The following is a 17090-nucleotide window of genomic DNA, read 5'->3' on the forward strand; positions in this document are numbered from 1 at the left end:
CAGGTTTTGCCAATCTAATGCCTGACTTATGCCATTAATAGTTCAAAAATTTGGTGGAACCTCAGTTGCTAACATTGCACGAATAAAAGAAATTATTCCAATTATCAAGCTTGAGCAACAGGATGGTAATAAAATAATAGTAGTTGTGTCTGCAATGGCAGGGGTGACAAACCAATTGGTTACTTTGTGTAACGAGGTATCTAGCCTGCAGACAAATGCGCAACTAGCAGAGTATGATACTGCTTTATGTAGCGGCGAAATGGTAACAGCCTCCTTATTAGCTCTTAATTTACAAGAGGAGGGGATACCGGCTAGATCGGTGTTAGCATGGCAGCTTCCAATAATTACTAATAATAATCACAGTAAGGCTTTAGTAAAACATCTTTCTACTGGTTTATTAAAAAAATGTTTGGATAAAAATATTATTCCAGTTGTGGCGGGATTTCAAGGAATTACTGACACTAATCGCGCCTCTACGCTTGGAAGAGGGGGCTCTGATACAACTGCATCAATAATTGCGGTGGCTATGAAGGCTGCTAGATGTGATATCTATACTGATGTAGTTGGGGTATTTACTGCTGATCCCCGCATTGTTCCACAAGCAAAAAAATTATCTCAAATTAGTTTTGAAGAGATGCAAGAATTTGCTTCTTGTGGAGCTAAAGTATTACATTCACGTTGTTTAGAAATCGCCACTAGATATAAAGTACCTATACGTGTTTTATCATCATTTTTATCTAACGACCCCAACTCAACCGAAAATACCGGTACCTTGATTACCGCAAGAGATCAAATTATGGAAAATAGCCAAATTACTGGCATTACCTCTAATAAAAATTTACTAAAATTAACAGTAGACGCACAGTGCGAGTATAAAAACCAAAGCTGTATAAATTTTTATCAAATTTGTCATCTAATTGCTGATCATAATATACATCTAGAATTAATGGAAAATGTTGCAATAAGTAAACAATATAATTTTATTGCGACATTATCTGATAAAAATAAAACCCAGTTTTTATTAGAAGAGTTAAAAAAGAAAAAACAAATAAATAATTTTGTCATTGATACTCAAATTGCAATAGTATCAATAATTGGCTATGGTATTAAAAATGATCATACCTTAATTAGCTTAATATTAAAGGCCTTAGAAAAACTTAATATTAGCATTAATATGATACAAGTGTCAGAAATTAAGATTTCTATTTTAATAACAGATGCTGATAATGAAAAAACAATACGCTGTTTGCATCAATTATTTGCATTAGAAAAATAAGGCTTTATTAGAGAAGGTATGTTATATAATAAACTCGTGGAATTATTTGTAACTTTTTTTTATATAGGTAAGATAAAATACTGCCCCGGTACTTTTGGCTCTTTAGCCGCTTTTCCTTTATGTTACTTAATTTTGTATTACACCTCAGCACATCCCATAGGTTTTTTACTTTCAGACTTTTCTATACTGCAAGCTCGCATTATCACTATTGTTATTATAGCTTTTTCAAGTTGTATATTGTTATTCATTATGGGAGTATATTTTTCTTCCCATTACTCAAACTATATCAACAAAGACGACCCAAAAGAGGTAGTTATTGATGAAGTAGTAGGACAGATGTTAACTGTAATATTAAGTTTTCTTTCTCTGGTATTTATCAATTATTCACAAGTGATAAAATATTTAAGTGAACCAGTTATTAATTGGGTTTTCCTGTTTGTGTTACCTTTTATCTTATTTAGATTCTTTGATATAATAAAACCATGGCCAATAAATTGGTGCGATAAAAATATTAAAGGAGGGGTGGGTATTATGTTAGATGATGTAATAGCCGCAGTTTTTGCCTCAGTATTGCAATATGCTATAACTTTTACTATAATAGACTGGACAAATTAACTATATTTAACCTCCCTCGACTTAAAGTTGGGAAGATTGATTATCCTGAAAATACTTAAATTCTTATATTGAATTGAGGTTGAATAGTATATGATCAATTAATAATTAATTTAAAGGTACACATATGAAGTTCCCAAAGATAATAATATTACTTATCATTAGTCTTGGTTTTAAGATATCAATATGTTTGGCAGATAGTAGTACTCCTGCCGGAGCTATCGTTCCAGTACAGCAAGAAAATAAGGGAGAAGAAAAACTCTTCACTCCCCAGAGTTGCTCAGCTCCAGATAGTTTGATTGAGGTAGTAAAAGCTTGGGCCCGACCGTCTATTACTAGCAAAAATATAGGTAATAATAACTCGGCGGTATATTTTAAGCTGCATAATAACTCTGATATTGACTATAATTTGATAAATGTGAATTCTGGGGTTGCTAGTAGAGTTGAATTGCATAAGAGCTTTGTAGATGAAAAAGGCATTAGCAAAATGATAAAACTTGATAAGTTGGTGATTCCTGCTAAAGGGGAGGTTATTTTAAAACCAGGGGATTTACATATTATGCTGCTAGACTTAAAAAATACCTTAAAAGTTGGCGATAAATTCGATTTATTGTTATATTTTGATAATGGTGTACAAAAAGTTGTGAAGGTGGAAGTAAAAACTGCTTAGAGCAAAAAGAAACAGTGAAATTAATTTAACAAAAATACTGATGAAGCTCAAGACAAGAGTAAAAAAACGTAAATTTTAGGTAATTTCCTTCCTACAATTCGGCTGTTTGGAATAGCAGCAAATCATCAGAATGTTCTTTATTAATAGGTTCTGTTGCAATAGGTTTGTTCTTAACACGTAGCGGCCTTATTAACCTTCAATTCGATATAACAAGTTATATCGAATTGAAATTGAAAATTAATAGTAGATAATATCTTAGACGTTAAATTATTTACCCACTCGTTAATATTCATTTATATTTCCCTTGTTTTTCTTTGTAGAGCTGCTATTTATTATAGTAACTAACCGATGATCTAATTGCGTCCTCTTATTAGCAAAACCTTGAGGGTTTATTTTACCAATAAATTAAGTAATATTCAGGTTCAGCTGGGTTGGGAGATAGGTATAGCCAATTAATATAAATTATGGACGTCGTCGCTCGTTGCTTCCCTAGTATCCCTAGGATTCGCACCTCGCTCCTGGTCCTTAGCTCATCTTAATTGATTATAGACGGAGAAAGGAGTAATCCAGTTAGCAGCGCAATGAACAACAACATTCCAGGTAAATATACTCTTTTGATCTTAAGAACCCTAATTTTATTTTGAGGAAGTAGGCGCGCAGAAGTAACATATAGCCTGAATCCTTGTAAAATGAAAAATAATTCAGATGTGCAAATAAGTATATCAATTTTTACCATAACCTTATAATCAAAAGGAGCTTCTATCATGTTAAATAATGATCAAACGAATCTATCAAATAATTATGATAAATTACTTACTAAAGTATTTTATACCCGTGAAGCAGCCGAAAAAGCTTATAATATTTTATTAAACCATAACTATCAGAAAGATAATATTAATATTTTAATGTCAAATGACACTAGAGATAAATATTTTTTGAATACTGAACTTCCTGAAACCGATTTAAGTAATAAGGCGTTAGAAGGATTGGGAGCAGGCAGCGCAATAGGAGGAGCTTTGGGGGGAATAGCGGCTGCTATTGCTGCTATTGGAACTGTTTTAGCTGTGCCTGGCCTAGGCCTAGTGATAGCTGGTCCTATTGCTGCAGGGTTGGCTGGTGCAGGTGCTGGTGGTATAGCAGGAGGGCTAGCAGGGGCATTAATCGGTTCAGGAATCCCAGGAGATCGTGCTAAAGAGTATGAAGATGCTATTAAAGCTGGAGGAGTTGTTATAGGGGTGAAACCACGCTCTGAGAGTGATTATACAACTTTAGAAAATGAATGGGCACCTATAAACCGCTAGATTCACTTTAAATTTTTACCTAAGTTTAATAAGACAGGGGCCATATTCAAAAAGCCCAGAAATGTAGTAGAATAAGTTTCTGGGAAACGATTAATAGGCCCTTATAATATAGCCAAATTAAGTGTGACCGTTCACGATTTTTTTTAAGAGAGTTGATTAATTAATTCCTGGAAAGGGTTTAAACATTGGAGTTTTGAGGAGGCAAAAATAGATTTAGCCCGTTCTAAAAATCTATCACCTCTTGTTGACCATGTAAAAAATGAGTTTTTTCTGTATTTCACGTGATGCTTTATTTGCCTCTCGGCATGGTTATTGGCATAGTACCCTACGATTTTTGTAGGGAGGCAGAGTAAGTAGTAAGAAGTTCTATTTTTGGAGGTATTAATAAGGTGCGTATTAGTTGAGTTACAGCTATTAATGATAGATTGATAAAAGATATTTTTAATATGATCAAACCCGTAAGTAAATAATGAAAATAATTGTTTTTCAGTGGTTTTTTGGAGTTTTATACGGATTGGGTTTAGTGAATTTTGTATTAAGCCATTCTTAACTATTAAAGCTGAAGCAATAGCAGTTACCACCAATAATTTTTTGAATCTATCCAAATTTACTAAGTGACTTTTTTCAATATCAAAGCCTCCGCTTTTGAGATGCTTAAACAACCGTTCGATGGACCAGCGGTACCTATATAAAGCGAAAATATCAACTTCGACCTCAATTGATGACACCAAAACCATCAGTTCATTTTTATCATTTCTATATGCAGCAAAATTGACTTTTCTATCCCACAATATTCCAGCACAAACCTTATATTTTAAGGCTTTGAGATCATTAAATATTTTTCCAATCGTTAAAGTTTTTAAACCTTTCTCAAGACGAATTTGGTGATCCGTTCTTAGGGGAATAGCAAATCTTATATGATTATCTATTAAGAAATTTAACCATTCTTTATTCATAAATTCTCGATCAGCAAGTAAATATTTTATTTTTTCAACCCCAAAATTGTCAATAAACTTCTGCAAAAATTCTTCCATAAATTCTTTAGAACAAGCTCCACCATGCGATAAAGAATGCCAATATATTGGCACTGATATCTTACCAATTACAATTACTAAAAACAAAATATTAATATCTGTTTTACCAAATTTCCAATTTGTTCGATCCATTGCTACAACATAATTTCCTACACCGAACAAGCTTAACAGTAATGATGCAACCTTCATATAATCAAAAGTAAATTCTTTTAACAATCGATAAATCCTATGGATTTTTGACGATGCTTTAGCATCACCTGAAATACCAAGCGCTAAACCCTTTGGGTCGATAGAACCTCCAGTTATTAAACTGATTATCATCCCAGACAAACATTTTAATCTTGATTTATTTCCGTCTATATATAAAATCAATTCTTGAAGTAGTATTTGGTGCATAGTTTCTCAAAAAATATCAACCTTATACTACTTCTTCCCTCCCTAAATCAACCCTCCAACCCAAAATCGTAGGGTACTATGGTAGAGCCTATATATCATAGGCAAGCGACGAGTGACGACGTCACCAACTTCTCCTGAATTGACTATAAACATAAAAAAAACCAGTGCGACAAAGTGACTAAGATCCGCATAACTCAAGCGATAAAATTCCCTTCACAGAAGCCTAGGCTTCTTCGTGATTGCCTAAAACCTCTAGCCTATGCTCCTCAGGCGCCGGCTCTAAACTTGAATCCACCCACGTAGGAAGAGAACTGGAGAGGAACTGTTTTAACTTTATAGCACTCCCTACAACTGCTGCAGTAATCACTGCCCCAATTGCACAAGCTGTTCCCCCCAACCAATATTTGATTAACACGTCGTGTTTATGTATGATGTTACTAGGCGTTTTTTGTTGTACGGAAGCCATGGTTATAGGAGCAGCCAGGTTAAATATGAATGTATTATTCTGCTCTGTTAAGTAGTAAGGTAGCACCCCCCCTGCCTGTATGTTATTACGTATTATATCATATTGTTCAGGGTGGATAAGCTGTTGTTTCATATCGTACTGACTCAATAGCACCGCTACTGTCTCTACTATATTTTCGGCATGATTAATATCTTTCATGGTATCCAGGGTTATTAATTTGGTACAGCTAGAGCTTAAAGGAGTCATAACTACTCGATCAAACGCTTCCTTAGTATAGACAGCAATCTTATAATCCGCTGCTGCAAGTATCTTCTCCGTTTCAGTAGCGTTAATATTACTTTCCGACAAGTCAATAAACACTAAAGGCAAATCTTGACTATTTAAGAAGGGATGGCGCCAGTGATTATTACTTAATACTACAACCAGTGAGGCATTTTTGGCTATTGTAGCTGGATCATCACAGGTAGCATGTTGGTTAAGAAGAGTTAAAGCTTGATATAAGGAGGGAGAATTTATTTTAGCGGAAGAAAGATGAAATGTGAGCTCAGGAGAAAATTTACCTATAGGCCATTGTTGCTGTTGCGGCACAGGCAGCTCTTCTAACCTGCTTCCTATTGGCCCCTCAAATAAAGCTTGGAGATTATCCTCATACTCCTGCGCCTGCGATGCTTCTAGCTTCCTTTTACTTCTTTCTAGGATTTTATCCTTAAAACCTACCTCTGATTCAATTTGTCTTATGGGGTTATGTGCCACCATTTCTTCTACAGTCCTATAAGGCTTTAACACATTTTCAGCCTTTTCAATATCCACATTATTTGGTGAAGTTAATGGGTGATTAAGGAAAAAAGGAGGCTGATTCTGCAGAATATGTATATTATTAGTTGAATTATGTCCTATACTAGTGTTTGAGTAATTTGAAACTGGTAGCATAATAACCTCTTTTCTAAATTATCTTATATATACTCGGTCAACTGAACTGCGCCCCTATGTTTAGACCAAAAAAGCTTTAAATAGAGAGACTATTATTTTCATAAACTATCTACAAAAATATTATTTTTATAATTTTGTAGCTGTTGTGGTAATAGTGGAATTGTGGGTAAGTCGCAAGACTTATCCATAAATCCACTATATATCTCAAACGGCGTTTTGTACTCCAAAGCCTGATGGGGCCTTTGATTGTTATACCAATTCAACCATTTCGGGATATTATTTTTCAACTCTAAAACTGAAGTACACCGGTATAAATACGACCCCTCATACTTAAACGATCGCCATAAACGCTCAATATGGGCATTATCGTTACACCTGCCTTTGCCCGTCATGCTGATGCTTATGACGCATCTCCTCAATTCATTAATCCAATCCTCGCTGGTAAACTGGCTACCTTGATCACTATTAATTATCGACGGCTTCCCATATTTAGCTATAGCATCTTCTAACGCTAGCAAACAGCTCTCTGTATTTAAACTATTTGATAAACGATATCCTACTACTAATCTAGTATAAACATCGATTAATGCAACCAAATACATAAAACCACTTTGTACCCTTAAATAAGTGATATCCACCTGCCATACCTGATTTGGCTTTATAACCTCTAACCCTGATAGCAAATATGGATAAATAGCTTCTTTTAGGTTTCTTTTACTTGTATTAATCGAAGGGTAAATTGCTTGCAAATTCATTAGTTTCATCAACCTCCTGACTTTTTTGCTGTTAACAATTACCACTTCTCTCCTAAGTATCGCCGTTATTCGCCGGTAACCATATATCGGATAATTACTATAGATCTCAACTATTCTATTACTTAAATAATTATCTTGATCCTTCTCCGAATCCTTGTAATATAGGCTGGAGCGGTTCAGATTCAATAGCTGACTTTGCCGACGAACACTTAAATCTTTATAATCCTTATCTACCATCACTTTCCTCTTTATAGTTTCAACTTGGCAGATACGAGCTGCAAAAAATCGTTTTCTACCTTCAATTTGCCAATAGTTGCATGCAGTTTCTCTATTTCGCTTGTAGAACTAGAGGAATTACCGTTTTCATAGCTAAACTTAAAAATATCAGCACCATTTTCCAAAAATTGTTTCTTCCACCTTGTCATTACCGACCTTGGAACTTGATATTTTGAGATTATTTCAGCAATACTCAAATCTCCTCGGATCATCTCTAGCGATACTTTAAACTTAAATTCTTTACTGTAACTTTTTGGCTTACTCATTTTCGACTGCTCCTATTTTATATTTATTTTAACATAAAATAGTCTCTCTATCACTGCTCTAGTTTTCGGGGCGCATTACGAACTTCAAGAATTGGCGTCGTCATGTCTAAAGATCTGCGCTGCTCACGTACTTTATAGTACGCTGCGCTGCTCGACTTTGCCACTCCTCGCTCTTCTTGAAGTTGACCTTCGTATACCAACTCTTCAGGTACGAGCAGTATCCTTAACGATATATTTTACTATATTAAAATTAAAATGTATGCTAGTTATTCAACTAATTATTGCATCAAACAAAATGGATAGCAAGTATTTTATTCGTTACCTCGAAATAAAAATAATTATAGTATAGCTTAAGTCACTAAGCTGTAGACATTAGTAACGCGAGTTTAGGATAAGGAGAGTTTAGAGAAATAATAAGAAAGGGCTTTTCAAATCAAAGATGTTGAGTTATAAGAAATTGGCAAGAGCAAAATATCCTACAGATCTAAAAGAAAGAGAATGGAGTTTAATACAAGAATTATTTATCCCATCATGCAAAGAAGGAGGTAGACCCCCTAAATATAGTAAGAAAGACATAATAGACCTCTTGCATAACCTAATCTAATTGGTAATTTTGTCGTCGAAACTCCTCTCTGTTCCTCACGTACGTCTATGTACGCTACGGTACTCGACTTCGTTTCTCCTAAAATTCTTCAATTATCTTTAGGTTATGCAAAAGGTCTAATAGATGCTATTTTCTATATAGCACGTAGCGTTTGTCAATGGAGGAATTTACCACATGATTTTCCGCACTGGAGTACGGTTTACTCACATTTTCGGGATTGGAAGAGAAAGGGATTATTTGAAAAAATGAATAAACTATTAACGGGATATAATAGGATAAGAGCTGGTAAGAATAAAGAACCAAGCGCCGGGGTGGTGGATTCACAGTCAGTTAAATGCACAGAAAGAGGGGGGCCATGCGGTTATGATCCTGTTAAGAAAGTTAATAGACCTCTTGCATAACCTAAAGATAATTGAAGAATTTTTAGGAGAAACGAAGTCGAGTACCGCAGCGTACATAGACGTACGTGAGGAACAGAGAGGAGTTTCGACGACAAAATTACCAATTAGATTAGGTTATGCAAGAGGTCTAATGGAAGAAAGCGTCATATAATAACAGATACTGGAGGATTAGTATTAGGATGTTATGTGGGACCTGCAAATGAAAATGATAGAGATGGAATTAAGCCCGCAATAGATAATATGTTAACCAAATATAGTGCTGTTAAAAAAATATGGTCTGATATGGGTTACAAGGTAGCAAGTTAAAGGATTATATTAATAAAGAGTATGATATTGATTTGGAAATTGTTAAGAGAAAAACAAGGCATGGAGTTTGGGTTCATAAAGATACTCCGGTCCAGAGTTTACCAATTAAACAGTCGGGTTTTAAGGTTGAACCGCGACGTTGGGTAGTAGAGCGTACCTTTGGTTGGCTTGGTAGAAGTAGAAGATTAGCAAAGGAATATGATTTTTTAACTCAAACATCCCAAAATTTTATTTATATTGCTATGAGCAAATTACTTTTAAATCGCTTATTATTATCATATCTTTGGTTTTACAACAAGCTCTATATCTAAAGAAAGAGAGCAGAATAGAAGCGCTGTTGGCAATTATGACATTCTGTTTAATGGTGTATAATTTTGCGCAATATAAAATCAGAAAGGCGTTAGAAGAATATAAAGATATGATTCCTAATCAGGTCAAGAAACTTACAGCTACACCAACATTACGTTGGATTTTTAGGTTAATATATAAAATAAGTGTTGTAACTATCAGTAATACAGCAGGGACTCAGATCAAAAATGTAATGTCAAATTTATGCGATACATCAAGGAGAATAGTACGATATTTTGGACAAGAGGCTATGGATATTTATGAAATTAGTTAAAATGGAGAAATGGCAACTAAAAACTGTAAAACTCATTTAAAAATGACAAATTACTTAATAAAATATGTAATTTTTTAAAAAATTGATAATTGCCTCAACTAATCTGGTGGTTATCAATAGAAAATAACGAAAACTTCTTATAAATATCTATTCCCCAATTTTTGCAGCGGAATGGGAGCTCCTTGGCTGTCGGTAAGGTTTATACCAAACAAAAGGATATTAAATTAAAGGAGAACTTGCCATTATTGGAATTTCATGAGCGATTTTCCGAATTGGATAATCAAGCAAGCCATTCTCAAGATCCTGAGCTTCATTATGAGGATTACTACCAGGAATTCATAGGCCAGGGAGCAGATTTCCCTAGCTTTGTGAGCGATAAGGTATAAGAAACTACACTTCCTGAAGAATGTAGAAGTCAAGATTTGTAATGCCTATACGTTCAAATCTTGTATATTTAATATTGTCTTTAGGTTGCGTGAAGATTTCTATGTAATGATCGATTTAGTCGTTATTTTCGTTCTCGAATCCTCACGTACATTTAGTACGCTGCGGTTCTGTGAGCAAAAATGCCTATAAATCTTCTCATTATATAGAAACCTTCACGCAACCTAGTTAATTACTATAATCTATTTAAGGGCCCTTAAAGTAAGAAGGTTAACATTATGAACCTATAGTCAAGATTAAGAAATTGGCCTTCATATACTTCTTATTTTCATATAGGTCAAAGTTATGGGATGAGTGAAAATGCATCATACTAAGCTGTCAAATAGAGCTCCTTCAAATTCTCTGTGCTATGCGAATTTCAAAAAAAGTCAATTAAATTAGTAATATTCTTCTTAAAACTTAATTAAGATTTTTGTAATTTAAAGATTGTATATGTTAACAAAAAATCTTATAATTTTAACAATGAAGACATATACTGTTCGTACCTGAAAAGTTGGTAGACGATAGAATCCACTTCAAGAAGAGGCAGGAGGCTCAAAGTCAAGCAGCGCACTAAAGTACGTGAAGCCTCGGTCTTTAGGGCACGACGACACGCCAATTCTTGAAGTACGAGCAGTATATATCCCTATTGTTTAAACAAAGGCAGTAAGCCTTGAAGTATAATCAATTAAGATGCACTAGGGTCTAAGTGCCAGGGTAGAGCCTAGAACTACTATGGTAGAGCAACAAACAACGGCGTCCCTAGATTATATTAATTGACTATAAATACATTAGCTGCATACTGCCAGTCGAGGTCATTCCCTTGGAATGGCGTATTTGATTATTGAGCAATATTTAATTATTTAACATAATCAAATTAAGGCTGAAAGTGATCTCTCCAATTTTATTTTCACTGGTCTCATTTACTTCTATTTTCTAAAAACAAAATTTTTAAGTAGAAAGCTTTGTGAAAGATTTTGATCGAAAATATAAGAGGCTTCCTGCATAAGTCGCTCTAGAGAGCGTCGATCTAGTAGGTGATTTTGTTGTCAAAACGTGGCCTTCCGCTCCTCATGTACATCCTTGTCCATTGTGGTGCTCGGCTTCGTTTTTCCTAAAAATCCCAAGCGCTTTTTCGCCTTATGCAGGAAGCCTAAGGAAATATTACTTTTATGCTCACTAACAGTATTTTTAGGCTTAATGATACTAAATTACAGGAGGCTATCTCTTACATTATATCTCAGGGTCAAAATCCTGCATATGCTTTGGAAGTTGCTGAAATCCTCTTAACGATTTACCCCAATAATAATACAGTAATAGCAGGCTTATTGTCTACTGCTATCTCCACAACAGATTTATCTAAAATTACTCTCCCCCTCCAACAAATTAGCAGCCAATTTGGTATAGAAATAGCCAACATAGTAGAGGGAATCCTTAAAACATCAACAATTCATTACTTACCTTATAATATAAGACAAGCACAGAAATTTTTTGACTTCTTACTTTCTATGCCACAAGAAGTAGCAGTAGGAGTATTATTTGTCAAGCTGGCTCACTTATTACATAATATTAGTATATTTTCGGTCAATCCTACACTTGAAAAATACGCTATTTCTGCTTTAGAAATAATAGAAATTTACGTACCCTTAATGTCAAGAGTAGGATTCGAAGCAATTAAAATTGAACTGCAAGAAATTTGTTTAACAATATTGCAACCAGATATTCGAGAATATATTTTAACCCATCTATATGCCTTTTGTGGCAAAGATATCAAAGCTTTAATTACTAAAATTATTAATTCTCTTCATAATAGCTTGCAGGCTGAAGGTATCCAAGCCAAAATATTCGGTAGGATCAAAACTCCTTATTCTATTTGGTTAAAAATGCTACAGAAAAATATTAATATAGGGCAATTATATGATATTTTAGCATTTAGAATTATAGTAGAGAATGTTGAAGATTGTTATAAAGCCCTTGCGGTCATGCATGCCCATTATCAAAGCGTCAAGGGTCAATTTCAGGATTATATTCACAGACCTAAATCTAATGGTTATCAATCTTTACATACTATAATCATTGGTCCCACTAGGCAAAATATAGAGATCCAAATCCGTACTTGCGCAATGAATGAGAAGGCCCAGCATGGAACGGCAGCACATTGGAAATATAAAAAGAAACCAGCAATTATCAAAGAAAAAGTATATAATATATATCAATCTTTGTACCAATCAGCTTATCTTCCACTTATTAATATACTTAAAACCCCAGCTAAAGACCGAGATATCAAACAGCGTATCCATAGGCTTTATAAATTTGAGTCATATAAAGAGCTAGGGATATTAAGAAATATCAATAGCAGATTATCATTTAATGATCACGCTACTAATATTTACCAAAATAACAACAATACCATACTTACATTGTTAGAACCTAATATAAATTCAGATTTTAATCATAGATTACCTAGTCCCCATGATATGATTGTTAGCTGCAGCGTAGATAGTATCTCTGATTATCCTACTGCGCAGCTAGTGATGAATGACCTTACGACCTTCCAGCAGACAAACTTATTATTGGATACCTACTCAGCCGAAACATATCTATCTAGTGATAGTAACTCTACTCCCCACCTTCCCCCTCAGCTAATGCCGAAAACAGAGCCCCTTAAATTCCAGACCCCACCTAATAATCCACAGGCTACTCAGCCGCTGCTTATAGCTCCATCAATATATATAAAAAAAGTTACTCTTGCTCATCAGGCAAGGAATGAAAGTTTTGATTATAATGCTATTGATCCTCTATTATCAGCACAACTAACAACGATAATACGACAAACCTTGCTACGTTATAGTCAGGCATTAGATAATCGTTCTGTTAACCAGCCAGACGAAAATGACTATCCTCCCTTAATAAAGGCGGTAATAAGTAACGATAAAGAGCAAGTGATAGAGATACTACAAGATCAGGAATTAAACCCTAATGAAGGTGCTGCCTTTATTCCGGTAGGTCGGACCTCTAGTAATATATGGTCAGCATTTTTGTTAGCCGTTTACATGAGAGAGGAAGAGATTGTGCGAGCATTTCTCTCTCACCCTAAAACTGATATTACACAAAAAAAACAAGATAATGAAACCGCTTTAATATTGGCAGCGCAAGTTAGTAATGTCGAAGCATTTAAGGTATTAGTTAATCACTTTAAGGCTCATTGGCAAAATATTTTTCAGAATGATATAAAAGAATTTAGAGAATATATTAATTGGCAAGATCACCATGATAAGAGCGCCCTTTCTCACGCAAGACAGAATTATTTAACAGGGGCTACTGATAGTACTGTAATTGTTCGAGTATTGCTTGAATGGAAAGACCTTCAACAGACACCCTTAATCAGTGATTCAGAACAGTTAGTGTTTACTATAATGGTGCTCCAGGCATTGGGTATAGTATGCTTTACATTAGAGAAAGACTATATCATGGATGAAAAGGAATGGGGATATTGCCCCCATGGCTTAACTGAATCATATACAAAAAACCCAGATAATTTATACCAAGTGCTAGAAAAATTCCGCAATCTAAGAGAGATAATCAATCTTGTGCGTGCTTCTTGCAGGAGTAATTTAGAGTTTGACTCATGTACATCTTCAACTGATGTTAAGAGCGGCTTCCACATTAATTTTACTAACATCATTAATATTAATGATGTTGACCAACATGGCAAATCTTTGTTAGTAAATGCGATATCATGTTACGATATAAACACTGTAAAATGTTTATTAAAATTTCCCGAAATAGATATTCACCAAATTAATCCTACGCCCACAATACGAAGTATTAGGGACGATGATTACCCGTTTTTATTAGCGGTTCAAATGGGCAATATAGAAATTATTCAAGCATTTCTTGCTCACCCCAAAACTGATATTACACGGAAAGACCAAAATCATAAAACCGCTTTAATATTAGCAGCGCAAGCTAGTAATGTTGAAGCATTTCAGTTATTGGTTAATCACTTGAAGACTAATTGGCAAAATATTTTTAAGAATGATATCAAAGAATTTAGAGAATATATTAATTGGCAAGATCCCAGTTATAATAGCGCCCTTTTCTACGCAACAGAATATTATTTGACCGGGGAGAATGATAATCCTGCAATTATTCAAGCATTGCTTGAGTCGCAAGACAACCAACCAGAACATATCATAAGTATCTCAGAACAACGAAACTTCACTACTATGGTCCTACAGTCATTGGGGGTAGTAAGTGATATACCCGAAGAAGCAGATAAAAGGAATGAGGAGGAGTATGAAAATTATGGATTAACTGACTCATATAACAAAAACCCAGGTAATTTATACCACGCGCTAGAAAAATTCCGCAATCTAAGAGAGATAATCAATCTTGTGCGTGCTTCTTGCAGGAGTAATTTAGAGTTTGACTCATGCACATCTTCAACTGATGTTAAGAACGGCTTACATATTAATTTTACTAACATCATTAATATTAATGATGTTGATCAACACGGCCAATCTCTGTTAGTAAATGCGATATCATGTCACGATATAAACACTGTGAAATGTTTATTAAAATTTCCTGAAATAGATATTCACCAAATTAATCCTACGCCCACAATACGAAGTATTAGGGAGGATGATCAACCGTTTTTATTAGCGGTTCAAATGGACAATATAGAAATTATTCAAGCATTTCTTGCTCACTCCAAAACTGATATTACTGTAAAACATCAAGATGAGAAAACAGCTTTAATATTGGCAGCGCAAGCTAGTAATGTCGAAGCATTTGAGTTATTGGTTAATCACTTTAAGGCTAATTGGCAAAATATTTTTAAGAATGATATAAAAGAATTTAAAGAATATATTAATTGGCAAGATCACGATGGTAAGAGCGCCCTTTTTCACGCAAGACAGAATTATTTGATGGGGGATACTGATGACCTTACAATTGTTGAAATATTACTTAAATGGAGGGGCAACCAACAGCAGCTGTTAGTAAGTAAGCAGGAACAAAAGCAATTTGTGGAGGGACCAGAATCCGATGAAGGATATGGCTCAGCTATATCTCTTAACTTATTAGAAGAAAATAGCCTAATTTCCCTTCAAAGATTATATGCGCTTGTACAAATAGCAGTTGCAAACCTAGATCCATTGATAACTATATTGACAAATCACTGTATTAAACAAGTACTAGATAAAAAACTTATGTATCAAGCAAAGAACCCTAGCGAAGTATCAGAATATCCATTAATAGATACAGATTGTGAGGAAGAGAGAGTAAAGAATATAGGAGATCGGGACGGTCCCATGTGGGATTAGCGATATTTCAACCTTATTTACAGAACAATTAAACTTATATTAGACTTCCTGCATAAGTCGAAAATAGTTAAGGGATTTTAGGAAACACGAAGCTGAGCCGAGCTGAGTATAGCATAGCCCATTAAGGTGCGTACAGGGTATTTATCTTCAAGAAAATACTATAGATATACCTACTTGGAGGCATATCTGTTGTCAGCATCATTAGACCTCTTGCATAACCTAATCTAATTGGTAATTTTGTCGTCGAAACTCCTCTCTGTTCCTCACATACGTCTATGTACGCTGCGGTACTCGACTTCGTTTCTCCTAAAAATTCTTCAATTATCTTTAGGTTATGCAAGAGGTCTATTATAATTTGATTTATTCCCCTTTTGCGTTGTTAATGAAATGGCAAGGCGTTAGTGAACGCACTTCCTATTAATTCCTTCATAGTAATATTATGGTACGCACTAGTATCATTAGATTGATTACTAGTATCAATATTTTGAGAATATAACTCATATTGATTACCAAATAGAATTTGCATCTGTCGTAAATTACTTTCCTCACTTTTAGTTGACGAGACAGACAAATTGTCTTGATTCCGTTTTATCTTGGGTATCAATAACGACTTTTCTGAGTTGCATTTCGTTAGTATTTCTTGCTCAAATACAGCCTCTTCTTCAAATATAGAATCTTCTTCTTTTAATTTAACGTATTTACTGGTCGAGCGCAAGCTTCGGCAGTATGCCATAATTTTCCTGAACAATTTCATTATTTAACTCCATATTTATTAGGGTCTGTGAAGGTTTCTATCTAATAGTCGATTTCGTCGTTATTTTCGTTCTCGAACCTCACATACACCCTAGTGCACTGCGGTTCTTGGAGAAAAAATGCCTGTAAATCTACTCATTATATAGACTTCATAGAACCTAGTTTTCGGAAATGGTATTACTTATCCTAGCTGATCGTCTACTATTATTATGCTACTCATTAATGGCTTCATTATAGGGTCAGGCGTAAGTATTTCTCTAGCATCATCACAAGCATTAACTATTTCTAATGCCAATTGCACGTCTGTGTTATTATATTGCTCTAGTATTTCTTGCCAGCTATCCTTACTGTCTATTATAATCTTATTACCATTCTGGTCAGAGGTTCCTTTCTGCGTATCTTGTATTGGCCCATCAATTACCTGCAAAAAATCTAATACTTTAGCTCTTTTGACAGGATCAGCTAAAATGTCATCGTATTGTCCTTGGTACTTAACACAATAATTATGAGTTATAGGAAAACTGCTATCTATAGGAAAATTCCCATTAATAATAGCAGCCCCTAAAGTGGCACAAGAAAATTTTACCTGGTAATTTTCTGCTAAGTTGATTTCTTTATTATTAATTTTTGTTTGCATGTCTTCTCAAATATTAATTAATTGCATCTCTTTTA

The 17090-nt window shown here is 34.5% G+C and carries 17 protein-coding genes and 2 pseudogenes; 11 read left to right on the plus strand and 8 right to left on the minus strand.

Annotation, left to right across the window (positions count from 1 at the left end; all coding sequences use genetic code 11):
* Positions 1-28: 28 nt before the first annotated feature.
* The 4 genes from AAGD44_RS03910 (at position 29) to AAGD44_RS03925 (ending at position 3859) form a co-directional block, all read left to right on the plus strand.
* Positions 29-1276, plus strand: coding sequence for an aspartate kinase (locus AAGD44_RS03910; RefSeq protein WP_341763470.1), 1248 nt, complete (start codon positions 29-31; stop codon positions 1274-1276).
* A gap of 18 nt (positions 1277-1294) precedes the next feature.
* On the plus strand, positions 1295-1891 hold the full coding sequence (locus AAGD44_RS03915; protein WP_341763471.1) for a phosphatidylglycerophosphatase A: 597 nt from the start codon (positions 1295-1297) through the stop codon (positions 1889-1891).
* 124 nt (positions 1892-2015) lie between these two features.
* Entirely contained in the window at positions 2016-2558 is a 543-nt protein-coding gene (locus AAGD44_RS03920) for a copper chaperone PCu(A)C (protein WP_341763472.1), read from the plus strand.
* A 764-nt stretch (positions 2559-3322) separates the two neighbouring features.
* Positions 3323-3859, plus strand: a complete 537-nt coding sequence (locus AAGD44_RS03925) for a hypothetical protein (protein ID WP_341763473.1) — start codon at positions 3323-3325, stop codon at positions 3857-3859.
* Between the two features lie 143 nt (positions 3860-4002).
* Here the strand turns inward: AAGD44_RS03925 and AAGD44_RS03930 are convergent, their stop codons facing one another.
* The 5 genes from AAGD44_RS03930 to AAGD44_RS03950 all read right to left on the minus strand — a co-directional run bounded on the left by AAGD44_RS03930 (position 4003) and on the right by AAGD44_RS03950 (position 8182).
* Complete coding sequence (locus AAGD44_RS03930; protein ID WP_341763474.1) at positions 4003-5289, minus strand: IS4 family transposase; 1287 nt, start codon at positions 5287-5289, stop codon at positions 4003-4005.
* A 223-nt stretch (positions 5290-5512) separates the two neighbouring features.
* Positions 5513-6685 carry a hypothetical protein gene (locus AAGD44_RS03935; RefSeq protein ID WP_341763475.1) on the minus strand — a complete coding sequence of 391 codons (1173 nt, stop codon included), beginning with the start codon at positions 6683-6685 and terminating at the stop codon, positions 5513-5515.
* 98 nt (positions 6686-6783) lie between these two features.
* On the minus strand, positions 6784-7677 hold the full coding sequence (locus AAGD44_RS03940) for an IS3 family transposase (RefSeq protein WP_341763476.1): 894 nt from the start codon (positions 7675-7677) through the stop codon (positions 6784-6786).
* A gap of 11 nt (positions 7678-7688) precedes the next feature.
* Entirely contained in the window at positions 7689-7982 is a 294-nt protein-coding gene (locus tag AAGD44_RS03945; RefSeq protein WP_341763459.1) for a hypothetical protein, read from the minus strand.
* A 50-nt stretch (positions 7983-8032) separates the two neighbouring features.
* On the minus strand, positions 8033-8182 hold the full coding sequence (locus AAGD44_RS03950; protein ID WP_341763477.1) for a hypothetical protein: 150 nt from the start codon (positions 8180-8182) through the stop codon (positions 8033-8035).
* 239 nt (positions 8183-8421) lie between these two features.
* On the opposite strand from AAGD44_RS03950, the gene AAGD44_RS03955 reads away from it, so the two are divergent.
* The 7 genes and pseudogenes from AAGD44_RS03955 to AAGD44_RS03985 all read left to right on the plus strand — a co-directional run bounded on the left by AAGD44_RS03955 (position 8422) and on the right by AAGD44_RS03985 (position 15665).
* Complete coding sequence (locus AAGD44_RS03955; protein WP_341763478.1) at positions 8422-8586, plus strand: hypothetical protein; 165 nt, start codon at positions 8422-8424, stop codon at positions 8584-8586.
* Positions 8587-8708: 122 nt separating this feature from the next.
* A pseudogene (locus tag AAGD44_RS03960) lies at positions 8709-8952 on the plus strand (transposase); the annotation flags it as partial.
* Between the two features lie 27 nt (positions 8953-8979).
* The gene (locus AAGD44_RS03965) at positions 8980-9138 is read left to right on the plus strand and encodes a palindromic element RPE1 domain-containing protein (RefSeq protein WP_410521016.1); all 159 of its coding nucleotides are present in this window, start codon (positions 8980-8982) and stop codon (positions 9136-9138) included.
* Positions 9108-9604, plus strand: a pseudogene (locus AAGD44_RS03970) (transposase); the annotation flags it as partial. The gene AAGD44_RS03965 and the pseudogene AAGD44_RS03970, both read left to right, overlap by 31 nt.
* 35 nt (positions 9605-9639) lie before the next feature.
* Complete coding sequence (locus AAGD44_RS03975) at positions 9640-9915, plus strand: hypothetical protein (RefSeq protein WP_341763481.1); 276 nt, start codon at positions 9640-9642, stop codon at positions 9913-9915.
* Positions 9916-10097: 182 nt separating this feature from the next.
* Positions 10098-10301, plus strand: a complete 204-nt coding sequence (locus AAGD44_RS03980) for a hypothetical protein (protein WP_341763482.1) — start codon at positions 10098-10100, stop codon at positions 10299-10301.
* Between the two features lie 1209 nt (positions 10302-11510).
* Positions 11511-15665 carry an ankyrin repeat domain-containing protein gene (locus tag AAGD44_RS03985; RefSeq protein WP_341763483.1) on the plus strand — a complete coding sequence of 1385 codons (4155 nt, stop codon included), beginning with the start codon at positions 11511-11513 and terminating at the stop codon, positions 15663-15665.
* 121 nt (positions 15666-15786) lie between these two features.
* On the opposite strand, the gene AAGD44_RS03990 is transcribed toward AAGD44_RS03985, so the two are convergent.
* From AAGD44_RS03990 to AAGD44_RS04000, 3 genes are all read right to left on the minus strand, one after another.
* Complete coding sequence (locus tag AAGD44_RS03990; RefSeq protein ID WP_341763484.1) at positions 15787-16005, minus strand: palindromic element RPE1 domain-containing protein; 219 nt, start codon at positions 16003-16005, stop codon at positions 15787-15789.
* A gap of 39 nt (positions 16006-16044) precedes the next feature.
* Positions 16045-16398: a hypothetical protein gene (locus AAGD44_RS03995; protein WP_341763485.1), complete on the minus strand. Its 354-nt coding sequence runs from the start codon at positions 16396-16398 to the stop codon at positions 16045-16047.
* A gap of 201 nt (positions 16399-16599) precedes the next feature.
* A complete protein-coding gene (locus AAGD44_RS04000) occupies positions 16600-17055 on the minus strand; it encodes a hypothetical protein (RefSeq protein WP_341763486.1) in 456 nt (151 codons plus the stop codon).
* Positions 17056-17090 lie beyond the last annotated feature (35 nt).

This window comes from Candidatus Tisiphia endosymbiont of Beris chalybata (genome assembly GCF_964026555.1).
Classification (GTDB): Bacteria; Pseudomonadota; Alphaproteobacteria; order Rickettsiales; family Rickettsiaceae; genus Tisiphia.

Bases quoted from the DNA above. Each gene is read 5' to 3' on its own strand.
- AAGD44_RS03910 (WP_341763470.1), top strand. From the start codon at position 29: ATGCCATTAATAGTTCAAAAATTTGGTGGAACCTCAGTTGCTAACATT.
- AAGD44_RS03915 (WP_341763471.1), top strand. From the start codon at position 1,295: ATGTTATATAATAAACTCGTGGAATTATTTGTAACTTTTTTTTATATA.
- AAGD44_RS03920 (WP_341763472.1), top strand. From the start codon at position 2,016: ATGAAGTTCCCAAAGATAATAATATTACTTATCATTAGTCTTGGTTTT.
- AAGD44_RS03925 (WP_341763473.1), top strand. From the start codon at position 3,323: ATGTTAAATAATGATCAAACGAATCTATCAAATAATTATGATAAATTA.
- AAGD44_RS03930 (WP_341763474.1), bottom strand. From the start codon at position 5,289: ATGCACCAAATACTACTTCAAGAATTGATTTTATATATAGACGGAAAT.
- AAGD44_RS03935 (WP_341763475.1), bottom strand. From the start codon at position 6,685: ATGCTACCAGTTTCAAATTACTCAAACACTAGTATAGGACATAATTCA.
- AAGD44_RS03940 (WP_341763476.1), bottom strand. From the start codon at position 7,677: ATGGTAGATAAGGATTATAAAGATTTAAGTGTTCGTCGGCAAAGTCAG.
- AAGD44_RS03945 (WP_341763459.1), bottom strand. From the start codon at position 7,982: ATGAGTAAGCCAAAAAGTTACAGTAAAGAATTTAAGTTTAAAGTATCG.
- AAGD44_RS03955 (WP_341763478.1), top strand. From the start codon at position 8,422: ATGTTGAGTTATAAGAAATTGGCAAGAGCAAAATATCCTACAGATCTA.
- AAGD44_RS03975 (WP_341763481.1), top strand. From the start codon at position 9,640: ATGACATTCTGTTTAATGGTGTATAATTTTGCGCAATATAAAATCAGA.
- AAGD44_RS03985 (WP_341763483.1), top strand. From the start codon at position 11,511: ATGCTCACTAACAGTATTTTTAGGCTTAATGATACTAAATTACAGGAG.
- AAGD44_RS03995 (WP_341763485.1), bottom strand. From the start codon at position 16,398: ATGGCATACTGCCGAAGCTTGCGCTCGACCAGTAAATACGTTAAATTA.
- AAGD44_RS04000 (WP_341763486.1), bottom strand. From the start codon at position 17,055: ATGCAAACAAAAATTAATAATAAAGAAATCAACTTAGCAGAAAATTAC.